Genomic DNA, 13,622 nt, shown 5'->3' with positions numbered 1-13,622 from the left:
TAGCGGGATGACGGTTGTCGTTTAGCTACAAACATTAAGAAATTTACCAAACGAAAAAAAAGGCAAAGAAGCTCCGTGGTGCGAGTTTTGACCCTTTAATACTTTAAATTGGCGCTGTAATAATGTTCTGACGCTTAGTTTAAGCGCGATTTGGCTGAATGTAGAAAAATTTTAAAAGACATGCAGCCGCTATAATTTTATGTAATCCGCCAAAAGATACCCTGAGTTTTTTACTGAATTTTGTCATTGAACCTGCAGGTCAAAAACAAGTTTTGAGTCATAAACACCCTTAATGCTATAATAAGGAGGTTGGCGGAGTTTGTCAAGGAAATTTTTCGTTCCTACTGAATGACAATTGTGGCTTATGCAAGAAATCTGTTATTTTAATTATGTGAAATTTATTTTTGTGTTTCGTAGTATTATATAATCGAATTGATAAAAGCTGTATTATCTCCTTGCAGCATTAAGTGTATATTTTTCGCTATTTTTTCTACTAAGGGAGTAACATTATCAAAATTTGAAAATTTTGATAATACATAATCTGCTAAGCTTTTTTGATCTTCAGGTCTACCCACTCCAAATCTCAAGCGCCAATAATCGTTGCCAATAAAACTATCTATGGATTTAAGTCCATTATGTCCAGCAGAGCTACCACCTTTCTTTACTTTTATTCTTCCAAGTTCCAAATCAGCGTCATCGTGTATGACAACGATATTATCTAGCGATAATTTGTAAAAGTTTCGTATTTTTGCAACAGGGATGCCTGAATTATTCATAAATGAATAAGGCTTTATTAACATGATTTTATTATCATTAATCATGCCAGAGGTTATCAGATAATCGGCTTTTTTAGAGAACAACTGAAAACCCCAATATTTGCAGATTGCATCAACGGTGATGAAGCCGATATTATGATGAGTTAACTCATATTGACTACCAGGGTTACCAAGCCCAACTATCAGGTGCACTATTCCTCTGTTTCTGCTTGAGGTTCTTCAACGTCACTATCGGCAGCAGAAATTGTAACAATGGTAAAATTTTCTTCTTCATGGGCTACAAACTTAACACCTTCTGGTAATTTTACATCATTAATATGTATAGACTGGCCAATCATTTTACCGGATAAATCAACTTCAATAACCTGAGGTATTTTATCAGGAGAGCATTTAACAGCAATAGAACGACACAAAACATTAAGCACTCCACCTAACTTGATCCCTGGGGCTTTACTTTCATTCACAAATGATAGAGGTATGTCTATTTTAATTTCGCTGCCTTTATCAACAAATTGAAAATCAACATGTTGCACAGTATCCTTTACTACATGCAATTGGATATCGCGAACAAGAGCATATTCCTTTTTGCCCGAAATATTCAGCTCTATCAAATGTGCAGAAAGAGAACCTGACTTATATTGCTTTGTGAATTCCTTTGCAGACAATGTCAAATTTACATTATTATGGCCCTTTCCATATATGATTCCAGGGATGTTTCCTTTCTTCCTTAGAGAATGCATCGCTTTTGTTTTTGTTATGTCACGTAACTCTGCATTAATTGTTACTATTTCCTGTTGCGTCATCGGTTACTCCTATTCAGCTAATCCTTTTAATATAATTTAATAATAATATAACATAAAAATATTTATTTCAAACTTCATTCTTTCATACTAATTGTTTGTGAAAGGATTTATTTGGATATATATTTAAGCTTATTTAACAAGAACTATGGGCATTGACGATAAAGTAGTTTTTAGGATTTATAGACCAACAAGAACTGCAACACAATCTGGTTTAGGTAATACAAATTTCTGGCACCTAAAAATTGAATCTGGTTCTTACTACATTGAACCTTTAATGGGGTGGGTTGGCTCAAAAGATCCAAAAAAACAGATTGTATTAAAGTTTGATTCTCTTGAAAAAGCAGTATTCTACGCAAAAAAATGCAACGTTAAATACATAATTGAAATGCCAAAAAATGTTAAGAGGCTGCCAAAATCTTACGCAAGCAATTTCATACTAAAGTAAGGTTTATTGTGGTGTGCTTGTCTGTAAAAGGTAAGGCTTAATATAACCAATTTAATTCTGGGTTTTAAGTTGTGCTAGCACGCTGCTGCCATTTAAAGAGTCAAGATTTTTAACCTGGCTAGCCAGTATTAAAGAGTTATTTTTCAGGTATTTCTTTACAAGACTTGCAAGCCTTTTTGGATTATTCAAATAGCTCCATTCTGCTTGTAAAACTTTTATATCACTTTGCACTAAATTAATTTCACTTTTTATTTTTATTAGCTCTCTATTTAATGACTGAACATGTAATTTTACCTTAAATAGTCCTACAATGCTAAGAAAAAACATAACTATTGAGATGATGCAGAAAGTTCTCACGACAACCTCTGTATAGCTCTTAGTTTTGCTGAGCGTGAACGCGGATTTGCACTTACTTCTTCTATACTTGCTTCGATCACTTTTTTATTTAGCAGAGAGAATGTCTTGCAATCAGTAGCACATAAATCTTTAAAAAAAGTTTTGACTATACGATCTTCTAAGGAATGAAAGGTGACGACAATTAATTTGCCATTCTCACTTAAAATCTCAGATGCAGCTTTAATGCCCTTTTCAAGTTCTCCCAGCTCATCGTTTACCCATATTCTGATTGCCTGAAATGTTCTGGTTGCAGGATCAATTTTGCTTTTTCCACGAAATACCACGGAACGTACAATATCCGCAAGCTCAAATGTAGTTTTGATAGTTTTCTTCTTCCGTGCATTTACTATTGCTCTTGCGATTTTGCGAGAATGACGTTCGCCTCCGTAGTTATATATAGTATTTGCGATTTCTTCTTCGCGTAAAGCGTTAACAAACGTTGAAGCGTTTATATAAGAAGAGTTATCCATACTCATATCGAGTGGACCATCATGTAAAAATGAGAACCCTCTATCCCCGTTATCAAGCTGCATAGATGAAACTCCGATGTCAAAAACTATTCCATCGATACCTTCAATATTGTTGCTATCTAATAAATTTTTAATATTACTAAACTTCTCAATGAATAGTTTTATTCTATCTGAATATCTAACGCTTAAATCATCATAAAACTTAGTTACCGTTTCATCTCTATCAATTGCATATACTTTGCAATCAGCTGACTCCAATATTGCTTTGCTATACCCTCCAGCTCCAAATGTGGCGTCCACGTATATGCCACCATCCTGCGGTGATAGTAGTGATAGCATCTCTTTTAACAAAACTGGAGTGTGTGTCATATCAAAAAATTTAAGTACAGTTGGTGTAGATATCCTACTCTACTCTTCACATCAATTTTATTTATGTACATAGATTTTCTTGCCAAAATATGGTATCTTATCGGAATATATGAGCAATAATATTAAAATCAAGGTTTAATATTGTTAATATAATATTCACATAACGTTCACATTTTTTTTTATATATAAGATCAAACAGGCTATAGGGAAATTATGCAGCAAATAACAAAAGTAATATTTTCAAGTTTGATTTGTAACACTTTATTGTGGTATGACCACATGCTTTTTGGCCACTTAATAAACATAATAGGTGGTGTGTTTTTTCCATCGGATGATCAACTAACCAGCGTATTGAAGGCTTTTGGAGTGTTTGCAGTGGGTTTCTTAATGAGACCAGTCGGTGCTGCTATATTTGGTCACATTGGTGATAAACATGGCAGAAGAGTTGCCTTATTGCTCTCGATTATATTAATGACTTTATCAACCGTATTAATTGCTTTTGTTCCAGGTTATCAAAGCATTGGAATACTAGCATCAATTCTGGTAGTTTGTTTAAGGCTATTGCAGGGTATATCCCTTGGAGGAGAAGCAGGAAATGCACCATTTTTAATAGAACATGCTCCTAAAAACAAAAAAGGATTTTTTGGCAGCATTGAAGTATTAAGCGCAATTTTTGGTTCAGTATTAAGCCTGATAGCGGTACTCATATGCAAAAAAGTATCTGATTTTGAATCTTGGGGGTGGAGATTACCTTTCATTTTCAGTTTAGCAATGGGATTAATTAGCATATATATGAGATATATACTTGATGAAAGCCCAGAGTATAAAAGACAAAAAAATCCGTCTAAATTGCCACTAAAAGAGTTATTAAACAATTACAAAAAGCCTGTTCTAATATCAATAGGTATTGACTTGGTTGAAAATGCGTCTCTCTATATATATTTGGTATTTTTCAATGTGCTTACGAATAAAATATTAACAGTAAATACTCATTTTAATCATATAGTGGAAATACTGAGTCAAATTGCGCTCGGAGGATTGACAATATTGTTTGCAATACTTTCTGATAAGGTAGGAAGAGAAAAAGTTATGAAATTTGCATTTATAGCTTTTGTAATAGTGAGTTATCCAGTTTTTTCAATGTTATGTAGTGGCAATTACTTGCTGGCACACATTCTTTTTATAATTCCAATAGCTGCATCGCTTGGTCCTGTCAGTGCACTTATGTGCGAATTATTTCCAACAAAGGTTCGGTACAGTGGATTTGGTTTATCAAGAAATATAGCTGCTGGATTTTTTGGCGGCCTTGCACCATTTATATGCACAACAATTATCAAGGTTACAGGACAAGAGACTTCAGCTAGTTTTTACATGATTTTCTGTGCATTAATTGGGCTAGTTGCTATATCGCAAATTAAGGGTGAGCTTTCTTCAAAATTACCCAAAGTAAACCAAGTATAGTTGCAGTATAGCAGAATTTAAAAAAATCTAATTATAAGGTGGGAAATGCCAATTCTTAGGTGATAATGTGAATATTTCAGCACCATCTTTTGTTACTCCAAGTGTATGCTCAAATTGAGCAGAAAGTGAAAGATCGCGTGTTGTTACTGTCCAGTCATCGAGTTTACTGAGCAGAGTCTCATGTTTTCCAGCATTAATCATTGGCTCTATTGTAAAAAACATACCTTCCTTTAAGACAAGATCTTCATCTTGATCATAGAAATGCACTACATTTGGTGGAGCATGAAAGACTTTTCCTATACCATGTCCGCAGTAGCTGCGTACGATAGAATATCCAAAATCTCTAATATATTTCTCTATAGCAAGCCCTATTTCATTTAACTTATTGCCGGGCTTAACTTGTTTGATTGCTTCCATCAACGCATTATAAGTAGCGTCACATAAACGTTTTGCTTTTATTGATGGCTTGCCAACCCAAAACATGCGACTTGTATCACCATGCCAGCCATTTAAAATCACCGTAACGTCAATATTCAAAATATCCCCATCTTTAAGCGGTGTATCATCAGGAACACCATGGCACACAACGGCATTTTTTGAGGTGCAGATTGATTTTGGATACCCCCTATAATTTAGTGGTGCTGGAATTGCACCTGCATTAATTATAAAGTCATGGCATAGATCATTTAATTCATTAGTTGTCACCCCTACCTTTACGTACGGTGCAATGAAATCAAGAGTTTCAGCAGCAAGCCTGCCAGCCTTGCGCATAAATTCAAAATCTTCTTGTGAGTGTATAGTTATGTTCATATTTTCCATGTCTTATTGTAATTGGTACGCTTACTCGCAAGTACATAAACATAATAATTTTACATATTATAAAAATAAGTCCTATGGATCCTAGTGTCAAGTCATTTGTATGAAAGGTGGTAAAACAGAAATCTAGACTGTAACTTTTGATTTAACCCAATTATACAATTTACTCATTTTACCATCCTGACCTAAAATACCAGAATTATTTTTATAAAAAGTGTCAACTATTAGCTTTATAGAGCCTATAGCAGCAGAAAATACAGGATTTTTATCATATTCGCCATCAAGACCGCTACAAGACTCAGGGCACCCAATTCGAACTTGCTTATTGAATATATAGCCTGCAATTTCCTTCATGCTTGTGAGTTGACTAGTTCCACCTGTGATCACTACTTTATTAATTGGATCTTTCTGCTCTTGAAATTGCTCTCTTACCATTTCAAGTATTTCTTCAACTCTTGGTCTTATGATGTTAATAAGCTCAGATTTGAATACTTGAGTAGGTTCATCATTTTCGTTGTTTTGCATTGTAATGTACTCATTCTCATCTATTGAAGTTACGATAGTGCTGCCATACAGTATTTTTATATACTCTGCACGTTCTATGCTTGTGCATAGCCCGTAAGCAATATCTCGAGTGATATGAACACCACCAATTGGAACGCTGCTTGCATACACAAGTTTCCCTCTTTTGAAAATTCCAATTGCAGTGCACCCACCGCCTATATCAACAATAGCAGTCCCGAGCTCTTTTTCATCTCCACTCAGACAGGCAAGACCTGCAGAATATGCAGAAGCAATACAACCTGCCATATTTAATCCACCATTATTGGTAATACAGTTTTCAATATTGGTAAGCGCTGGACGCGAAGCAGTGACAACATTAACATCAGCAGATAGTCTTTTTCCGTACAATCCACCAACTTCTTTTATGTCAGTCATGTCATCTAAGTGATATTTTAGTGGTATATTGTGAATGATAACATTGTCTTCAATATATTTCTCAAATGTTTGAAAAACTACACGTCTTATATCACGCTCAGAAATCTCATGGTTAGCTGCAATAATTTCATTATGTACATTGAAAGATGAGATGCCACATCCAGCAATGTTCACATATATCTGATCTATGGTTTCTTCTGATACTTGTTCAGCTAAACCTATAGTTGATGAGATGGAGTAATTTGCGTGTTTTACATTAGTTATTGATCCACCGTTTACACCTTCTGCAATCTTATAACCCGTTCCTGTTACTTTATAGCTGAAGTTGCCATTTATCTTAACGATTAGACAAATAATCTTTGTTGTACCTATGTCTAAAACAGCAAAAACATTTCTCTTTGGTTTTGCTATTACTGCAGAGTACATTAGTTAACCTTATTACGCAATTTCATTTAAATTGTAGCTTTCTTTAATAATTTATATTTCTATTATAGATATAGCAACATTTTAATATACACTAAATTCTGGACAAAAGGAAAAGCAAAACATAGAATTATAATTTTTATGTCCATATTACCAATTGTAATTGCCCCTGATGAAAGACTAATCACACGTGCCAGTGAAGTAACAGATATAAACGATAAAATTAAAGAATTAGTAAACGACATGTTCGAAACTATGTATGATGCAGAAGGTCTTGGCCTTGCTGCAGTGCAAGTTGGAGTGTTAAAGAGAATTTTTGTTATGGATATTCAGCTAGAAACGATTGAAAATGAGCCAGCAGGATATGGCTCAACTGGCAAATTTTACATGATTAATCCTGAGATTACAGAATTATCCGATGAACAAGTAATTCTCAAGGAAGGATGCCTTTCAATTCCAGAGCAAAGTCATGAAATTAAGCGTCCAAAGTATCTAACTGTGGAATACAGAGACTTAAATAACGAAGAACAGACGCTAAAAGCTAGTGGTTGGCTTGCAAGGTGTATTCAGCATGAATTAGATCACTTAAACGGCATATTATATATTAGACATTTATCTAAATTAAAGTATGATATGGCCATGAAAAAAGCACAAAAGGTTAAAAAGCATTATGAGCAATAAAGACCTAGAATTATTAAAATTTTACCATGAAGTGGGCGTTGATTGCACACTAATGGAGGGTGAAGAGGAAAAAAAATTGGAGAGCAAAGAGAGTGTACAACCCTCTGTTATCCAAACTGGGACGAAGAAGAAAGATGCAGATACGCGCTGGGGTGACACTAAAGATGGAAAAGACATGTTTCCAAGTGACTGGATAATCGAAGCAAGGAAACTTGCAAGCAAATGTAATAGTGTGGATGAACTAAGAAGTGCAGTTGAATCATTTGAAGGTTGTGAGATAAAAAAAACTGCAACTAATACTGTCTTTTCCGATGGTAATCCAAACGCAAAAGTTATGCTCGTTGGTGAAGCTCCAGGAGCAAATGAAGACCTTCAAGGCATACCATTTTGTGGTGCAAGTGGAATGTTGCTCGATAAAATGTTAAATGCAATCAATCTTGATCGCACTAAGGTATACATAAGCAATACTGTATTTTGGCGCCCACCTGGCAATAGAAAGCCAACCGACCTAGAGCTTGATATGTGCAGACCATTTGTTGAGAAGCATGTTGCACTGGTTTCACCACAAATTCTAATTTTAGTCGGGGGAATCGCATGTTATAGCCTTCTTGACAGCACAAAAACTATATCGAATTTGCGTGGTAGATTTCATACGTACACTAACCAATATTTGTCCAATTCAATCACCACAGCCGCTATATTTCATCCAGCTTACCTACTTCGCCAACCGGCACAAAAACGTTTAGCCTGGGAGGACTTGAAGAAGATTAGGGAGTATCTTGATAACACCAATAACTGCACAAATACCTAATAAAGTGGTAGACCTCTTGCATAGTTTTTTGCAGCATGTTAACAATCGTTAGAAACGAAAAAACTTCCTTGACAAACTCCGCCAGCCCCCTTATCATAAAATTGAAGCTATTGTATTTGCTTTCGCCAATCTGCAGATTAAAAGGTAAGGATTACTTAATGTATCGGCGTCTTATGTTCAATTTTTTGCAGTATATAGATACTGTATGTCTTTACAAAACTTCATCTACATCTAGATTTTTATCTAAATAAGCTGAACGCGCTTATAAAGCGTTACAAGACATCAAAAAATGCCAATACTCGACAGAGATAGTAAAAGACTAGCTAACTCGGGGATTCTTTGTCTTTTTTTCTGCTTAGTAAATTTCTTAAACATTTGCAGCGTAAGTTAGTTGCAATTAAAAGCAGCTTAATCTTGCTTGTCAAGCGTTTAAAACATAAAAAACGCCAATATTTTAAAGCGGATAATAACCCCAGGGCTTCTTTTGCCTTTTTTCGTTTGGTAAATTTCTTAATGTTTATAGCTAAACGACAATCGTCATCCCGCAGCGGGATCTATGCTTTGAGATACCGCGAATAAATCGCGGTATGACGTAGAGCTCGCGTTAGCTACACTTTTATGCTTACCAACTCAGTATCCAATCAAAACCTGGATTTCAGTGTCAAGCACTGAAATAACACCGAAAGGGCTACTGCTGTCTTGGATGGAAACCAGTGTCAGCTACTTGAATCTGCCACGCAAATTGCCTGCAAATTGCAATGTTCGTACAGCTGTGCGTCATGCGCTGGAATGGCATCAAGGGGTAACTTTTTATTTAAACAATGATTGTAAAATGATTATAATAAGAGATCTATTGAAATTTTAAAGTTATTAAATATTGACGCTATATACTTAAGTGTTAAAATAGAATGAAAAGTTTTTAGGAGTTTATATGGCAGCAGGTGGGAAAGCAAAGACAGCTAGTAAAAATAACCCTACTCAGCGTAAGAAAGCTGAGCAAAAAATGTATAAAGATAAACCGGTAAAACCTGTTAGATATATAGATCGTGATTCGCGCATGAATTATATGTCTGCTCAATATGACAACGGCAATCTGGTTGAAGATGAGGTAAGCGGCAATCCTATAAAGTGGGAAGCTGTATAATAGTTGTGGTTAAAGTTACTATTAATTCTAAGGAATGTGAAGTAGAGCATGGGCTCACTATAATTCAAGCTTGTGAAGTCGTGGGCGTTGAAATTCCACGTTTTTGTTATCATGAGCGTTTAGCAATTGCTGGTAATTGCAGAATGTGTTTGGTTGAAGTGGAGGGTGGACCTCCAAAACCAGTAGCCTCTTGTGCAATGCCAGTTGCAGAAGGGATGGTTATTCACACTGATACCCCTAAGGTTAAAAAAGCACGTGAAGGTGTGCTTGAGTTTTTGCTAATTAACCACCCGCTTGATTGCCCAATTTGCGATCAAGGTGGTGAATGCGATTTGCAAGATATCACGATGGCTTATGGGAAAGGAACCAGCAGACTTGATGAGCATAAGAGGGCTGTGCCAAAAAAACACTTCGGACCACTGATTGAGACTGCGTTGAATCGATGCATTCATTGCACTCGGTGTGTTAGATTTTTGTCTGATGTTGCAGGTACAAATGAACTTGGAGGAATCGGAAGGGGAGAAAATGTAGAGATTAGCACTTACATAAAAAGGCATATTAGTTCTGAATTATCTGGAAATATCATAGATCTCTGCCCGGTAGGAGCTTTAACTTCAAAGCCTTACTCCTTTACAGCGCGTCCATGGGAGCTATCACATTGTGAGACTATAGATGTGCTAGATGCTGTGGGTAGCGCAATTAGAGTTGATTATCGTGGCCCGGAGGTTATGAGGATATTACCAAGGCTGAGCGAAGAGGTAAATGAAGAATGGATATCAGATAAAACCCGCTTTGCCTATGATGGACTAAAAGTTCAGCGTCTTGATCGACCTTATATAAAAAAAGATGGTAAATTAGCCCCAGTTGATTGGAATGAGGCATTAACTGTTGCTGCAAAGAAATTAAAGAATACAAAATCAAATAAAATAGCTGCAATTGCAGGTGATTTAGCAGATTGTGAGTCTATGCTTCTACTTAAAGAAATGATGCAGAAGCTCGGCTCGGGAAATATAGATTGCAGGCAGGATGGTGCAAAACTTATACCAAATAATCGTGGATCGTATGTGTTCAATACCACTATTGAAGGTATAGAGAATGCGGATTTGTGTCTGCTTATAAATACAAACCCAAGGATAGAAGCACCGATCATTAACGTAAGATTGAGAAAGAGATATTTACAGGGCAACTTTCCTGTTGCAAGTGTTGGTCCTAACATTGAATATTTGTATCATGTTGAGAAATTGGGCGATAATCCTGATATTTTGAGTGAAATAGCAAATGGAAATCATAAGTTCTGTAAGCTGCTGAGTGCTGCTCAGAGCCCTATGCTGATTATCGGTCAAGATGCATTAGTAAGAGACGATTCTGAATCAATTCTAATTCTAGCTGGCAAAATTGCAGAAGAATTTAACATGGTCAGAGATGACTGGAATGGCTTTAATGTGCTGCATAAAGCTGCAGCAAGAGTTGGTGGGCTAGATATTGGGTTTGTTCCTAAAAAAGGCGAAAGGGATATTAATCAAATATTGGAACATGCAGAAAGTGGTGAAATAGAAGTTGTTTATCTTCTTGGTGCAGATGAAATTGACACATCAAAGTTAGAAAACACATTTGTAATTTATCAAGGTCATCACGGTGATAAGGGTGCACATGTGGCAGATGTTATCTTGCCTGGTGCTGCATATACAGAAAAATATGCAACTTATGTAAACACTGAAGGTCGAGTGCAAAGAACAAATTTAGCTGTATTTCCTCCAGGTGAAGCAAAGGAGGACTGGTTAATTATTAAAAATCTCTCGCAATATTTGGATCTCTCCTTACCATATGATAGTTTATTTGACGTGAGAAAAAAATTAGATACTATCGGTCCACAGTTTAGAAATGCTGATCAAGTGATAAAAAACACATGGGTGCCAATTAGCAATGGTAAAATAAATTTAAGTGATACACCTTTTACTTTAAAGGAGTGTAATTTTTATATGACGGATTCAATAAGTCGCGCTTCAAAAATAATGGCAGATTGTACTAAAGCTTTTTATGAACACGCTAGTTAATATTTTATTTATTTTAGTACCGCTACTACTTTCAGTTGCATATTTGGCATACTTTGAGCGTAAGGTCCTTGCTGCAATTCAACTAAGGCACGGCCCGAGTGTAGTTGGACCTTTTGGGCTATTGCAGCCATTTGCAGATGCTATTAAGCTACTGATTAAAGAGCCGATAATACCATTTAGAGCGAGCACCATACTGTTCATTATGGCTCCAATGCTTACCTTTATCTTGGCATTAATTGCCTGGGCAGTTATACCGTTTGGTGCTGAAGTAATTGTAGAAAATGGCCAGCAAGTAGTTATTCCTAAGGTTATAGCAAATATTAATGTTGGAGTGCTTTACGTGCTAGCTATATCGTCGCTGGGAGTATACGGCGTGATTATTGCAGGCTGGTCAAGCAACTCCAATTATGCATTCCTTGGCGCTATACGGTCGGCTGCTCAGATGATTTCATATGAAGTTTCAATAGGCTTAATAGTTGCTGCAGTCGTTATTACCACTGGAACATTAAATCTTGGAGAGATGGTGGTAGCGAAACACAATATGCCATTTTGGGTTGATTTGCTACTAATGCCTATAGGAATAATATTTTTTATTTCTTTGCTTGCAGAAACTAATCGTCACCCATTTGATTTACCAGAAGCTGAAGCAGAGCTTGTCTCTGGATATAACGTTGAATATTCATCCATGCCTTTTGCCCTCTTTTTTCTTGGAGAATATGCAAATATGATTTTAGCAAGTGCTATGATGACGATATTCTTTCTAGGAGGGTGGTATCCTCCGTTAGAACTTGGTTTGCTTTATAAAATTCCAGGTTTAATTTGGTTCGTTTTGAAGATAATTATACTTTTATTCGTATTTATTTGGATTAGAGCAACAATACCTCGTTATCGATATGATCAGCTAATGCGCCTTGGTTGGAAAGTGTTTCTGCCAATATCGGTGCTTTGGGTGATACTCATTTCAGGGGTGTTGCTCTTTACTGGGAATTTACCTGGATCCAATGTTTAATTTTCCAAATACAAGATTAAGGCGCAGGCGCTCGAGCAAATGGGTTCGCAATTTAACAAGTGAAAATAGTTTATCAGTAAATGATCTGGTTCTTCCTCTGTTTGTTCATAACAGAGAAGAAACAACTGAACCAATTTCTGGCTTACCAGGCGTAAAGTGTTATTCAATAGATGGATTAGTGTCTATAGTTAAGGAAGCTAAAGATTTAGGAATTAATGCTGTTGCAATTTTTCCTGTAGTTGATAGTAAACTAAAATCTGAAAACGCTGAGGAAGCATATAATTCTGACAACTTAATCTGCAGAGCAATTTGTGCTGTAAAATTAAAGGTACCTGAAATTGGTATTATTGCAGACGTTGCATTGGATCCATACACTATTCACGTCCATGACGGCATTTTAAAAGCCAATCAGGTGGACGTAGAAAACGATGAAACCATGTCGATATTATGTAAGCAAGCACTTGCTTTAGCAGCATCAGGATGTGATATAGTTGCTCCTTCTGATATGATGGATGGTAGAATAGGAAGAATCAGAAAATCATTAGATGATAACAACTTTCAAGACGTATTAATATTATCTTATGCAGTAAAATACTGCTCTAGCTTCTATGCTCCATTCAGGCAAGTCGTTGGTTCATGTGGGCTATCACATTCTATAGACAAAAGTGGTTATCAAATGGATTATAAAAATGCGCGCGAAGCAATGTGCGAAATTGAAATGGATATAAATGAAGGTGCAGATTTTATTATGATTAAACCAGGTATGCCATATTTGGATATTATCAAAACAGCAAGTGATAAGTTTAATTTTCCGATTTTTGCTTACCAAGTAAGCGGTGAGTACGCAATGATAAAAGCTGCTGCAAATAATAGCTGGCTAGATTATGACAAGGTGATTTATGAGTCTTTGATTGGTTTCAAACGTGCGGGTGCAAGTGCAATATTCACTTACGCTGCACTTGATATTGCAAAAAATTTAAGTGCATAAGCCCTATAAAATTATTAAATTTTTGGCGCACGTTCTT

General features: G+C 36.0%; 14 protein-coding genes. 8 read left to right on the top strand and 6 right to left on the bottom strand.

Annotated features, from left to right (window positions below; translation table 11 throughout):
• Nucleotides 1-419: 419 nt before the first annotated feature.
• Nucleotides 420-968: an aminoacyl-tRNA hydrolase gene (gene pth / locus AAGD79_RS01955; RefSeq protein WP_341811513.1), complete on the bottom strand. Its 549-nt coding sequence runs from the start codon at nt 966-968 to the stop codon at nt 420-422.
• The gene (locus AAGD79_RS01950) at nt 968-1,579 is read right to left on the bottom strand and encodes a 50S ribosomal protein L25/general stress protein Ctc (RefSeq protein WP_155968825.1); all 612 of its coding nucleotides are present in this window, start codon (nt 1,577-1,579) and stop codon (nt 968-970) included. The genes pth and AAGD79_RS01950 overlap by 1 nt, the downstream gene beginning before the upstream one ends.
• A gap of 145 nt (nt 1,580-1,724) precedes the next feature.
• Between AAGD79_RS01950 and AAGD79_RS01945 the strand changes: the two genes are divergently transcribed.
• The gene (locus tag AAGD79_RS01945) at nt 1,725-2,024 is read left to right on the top strand and encodes an ETC complex I subunit (RefSeq protein WP_264329789.1); all 300 of its coding nucleotides are present in this window, start codon (nt 1,725-1,727) and stop codon (nt 2,022-2,024) included.
• A gap of 51 nt (nt 2,025-2,075) precedes the next feature.
• Here the strand turns inward: AAGD79_RS01945 and AAGD79_RS01940 are convergent, their stop codons facing one another.
• Both AAGD79_RS01940 and rsmH read right to left on the bottom strand, forming a co-directional pair.
• Complete coding sequence (locus AAGD79_RS01940) at nt 2,076-2,381, bottom strand: hypothetical protein (RefSeq protein ID WP_265043811.1); 306 nt, start codon at nt 2,379-2,381, stop codon at nt 2,076-2,078.
• The gene (rsmH, locus tag AAGD79_RS01935; RefSeq protein WP_341811512.1) at nt 2,378-3,259 is read right to left on the bottom strand and encodes a 16S rRNA (cytosine(1402)-N(4))-methyltransferase RsmH; all 882 of its coding nucleotides are present in this window, start codon (nt 3,257-3,259) and stop codon (nt 2,378-2,380) included. The genes AAGD79_RS01940 and rsmH overlap by 4 nt, the downstream gene beginning before the upstream one ends.
• Before the next feature lie 213 nt (nt 3,260-3,472).
• Between rsmH and AAGD79_RS01930 the strand changes: the two genes are divergently transcribed.
• Nucleotides 3,473-4,720, top strand: a complete 1,248-nt coding sequence (locus AAGD79_RS01930; protein ID WP_341811511.1) for an MFS transporter — start codon at nt 3,473-3,475, stop codon at nt 4,718-4,720.
• 27 nt (nt 4,721-4,747) lie between these two features.
• On the opposite strand, the gene map is transcribed toward AAGD79_RS01930, so the two are convergent.
• Nucleotides 4,748-5,530 (bottom strand): type I methionyl aminopeptidase, encoded by a 783-nt coding sequence (gene map, locus AAGD79_RS01925; protein WP_095742848.1) that lies wholly within the window; start codon nt 5,528-5,530, stop codon nt 4,748-4,750.
• Between the two features lie 132 nt (nt 5,531-5,662).
• On the bottom strand, nt 5,663-6,901 hold the full coding sequence (gene ftsA, locus AAGD79_RS01920; protein WP_010962406.1) for a cell division protein FtsA: 1,239 nt from the start codon (nt 6,899-6,901) through the stop codon (nt 5,663-5,665).
• Nucleotides 6,902-7,039: 138 nt separating this feature from the next.
• On the opposite strand from ftsA, the gene def reads away from it, so the two are divergent.
• From def to hemB, 6 genes are all read left to right on the top strand, one after another.
• Nucleotides 7,040-7,579 carry a peptide deformylase gene (def, locus tag AAGD79_RS01915; RefSeq protein WP_341811510.1) on the top strand — a complete coding sequence of 180 codons (540 nt, stop codon included), beginning with the start codon at nt 7,040-7,042 and terminating at the stop codon, nt 7,577-7,579.
• Entirely contained in the window at nt 7,569-8,390 is an 822-nt protein-coding gene (locus AAGD79_RS01910; RefSeq protein ID WP_264707057.1) for a uracil-DNA glycosylase family protein, read from the top strand. The genes def and AAGD79_RS01910 overlap by 11 nt, the downstream gene beginning before the upstream one ends.
• 931 nt (nt 8,391-9,321) lie before the next feature.
• Nucleotides 9,322-9,534, top strand: a complete 213-nt coding sequence (locus tag AAGD79_RS01905; protein ID WP_006279675.1) for a hypothetical protein — start codon at nt 9,322-9,324, stop codon at nt 9,532-9,534.
• Nucleotides 9,535-9,539: 5 nt separating this feature from the next.
• Nucleotides 9,540-11,588, top strand: coding sequence for an NADH-quinone oxidoreductase subunit NuoG (gene nuoG, locus AAGD79_RS01900; RefSeq protein WP_341811509.1), 2,049 nt, complete (start codon nt 9,540-9,542; stop codon nt 11,586-11,588).
• Entirely contained in the window at nt 11,572-12,597 is a 1,026-nt protein-coding gene (gene nuoH / locus AAGD79_RS01895) for an NADH-quinone oxidoreductase subunit NuoH (protein WP_341811508.1), read from the top strand. Before nuoG ends, nuoH begins: the two co-directional genes overlap by 17 nt.
• Complete coding sequence (hemB, locus tag AAGD79_RS01890) at nt 12,590-13,585, top strand: porphobilinogen synthase (RefSeq protein WP_341811507.1); 996 nt, start codon at nt 12,590-12,592, stop codon at nt 13,583-13,585. The genes nuoH and hemB overlap by 8 nt, the downstream gene beginning before the upstream one ends.
• The last annotated feature ends 37 nt before the right edge of the window (nt 13,586-13,622 follow it).

It is taken from the genome of Wolbachia endosymbiont (group A) of Oxytorus armatus, from assembly GCF_964027005.1.
In the GTDB taxonomy this organism is placed as follows: domain Bacteria; phylum Pseudomonadota; class Alphaproteobacteria; order Rickettsiales; family Anaplasmataceae; genus Wolbachia; species Wolbachia pipientis.
Note: the sequence above shows the minus strand (reverse complement) of the source record. Positions and strands in the feature narration are given on the sequence as shown.

Excerpts from the sequence above, each read along its gene's own strand:
- AAGD79_RS01950 (WP_155968825.1), bottom strand. The coding sequence starts at position 1,579 with ATGACGCAACAGGAAATAGTAACAATTAATGCAGAGTTACGTGACATA.
- AAGD79_RS01945 (WP_264329789.1), top strand. The coding sequence starts at position 1,725 with ATGGGCATTGACGATAAAGTAGTTTTTAGGATTTATAGACCAACAAGA.
- rsmH (WP_341811512.1), bottom strand. The coding sequence starts at position 3,259 with ATGACACACACTCCAGTTTTGTTAAAAGAGATGCTATCACTACTATCA.
- AAGD79_RS01930 (WP_341811511.1), top strand. The coding sequence starts at position 3,473 with ATGCAGCAAATAACAAAAGTAATATTTTCAAGTTTGATTTGTAACACT.
- map (WP_095742848.1), bottom strand. The coding sequence starts at position 5,530 with ATGAACATAACTATACACTCACAAGAAGATTTTGAATTTATGCGCAAG.
- ftsA (WP_010962406.1), bottom strand. The coding sequence starts at position 6,901 with ATGTACTCTGCAGTAATAGCAAAACCAAAGAGAAATGTTTTTGCTGTT.
- def (WP_341811510.1), top strand. The coding sequence starts at position 7,040 with ATGTCCATATTACCAATTGTAATTGCCCCTGATGAAAGACTAATCACA.
- AAGD79_RS01910 (WP_264707057.1), top strand. The coding sequence starts at position 7,569 with ATGAGCAATAAAGACCTAGAATTATTAAAATTTTACCATGAAGTGGGC.
- AAGD79_RS01905 (WP_006279675.1), top strand. The coding sequence starts at position 9,322 with ATGGCAGCAGGTGGGAAAGCAAAGACAGCTAGTAAAAATAACCCTACT.
- nuoH (WP_341811508.1), top strand. The coding sequence starts at position 11,572 with ATGAACACGCTAGTTAATATTTTATTTATTTTAGTACCGCTACTACTT.
- hemB (WP_341811507.1), top strand. The coding sequence starts at position 12,590 with ATGTTTAATTTTCCAAATACAAGATTAAGGCGCAGGCGCTCGAGCAAA.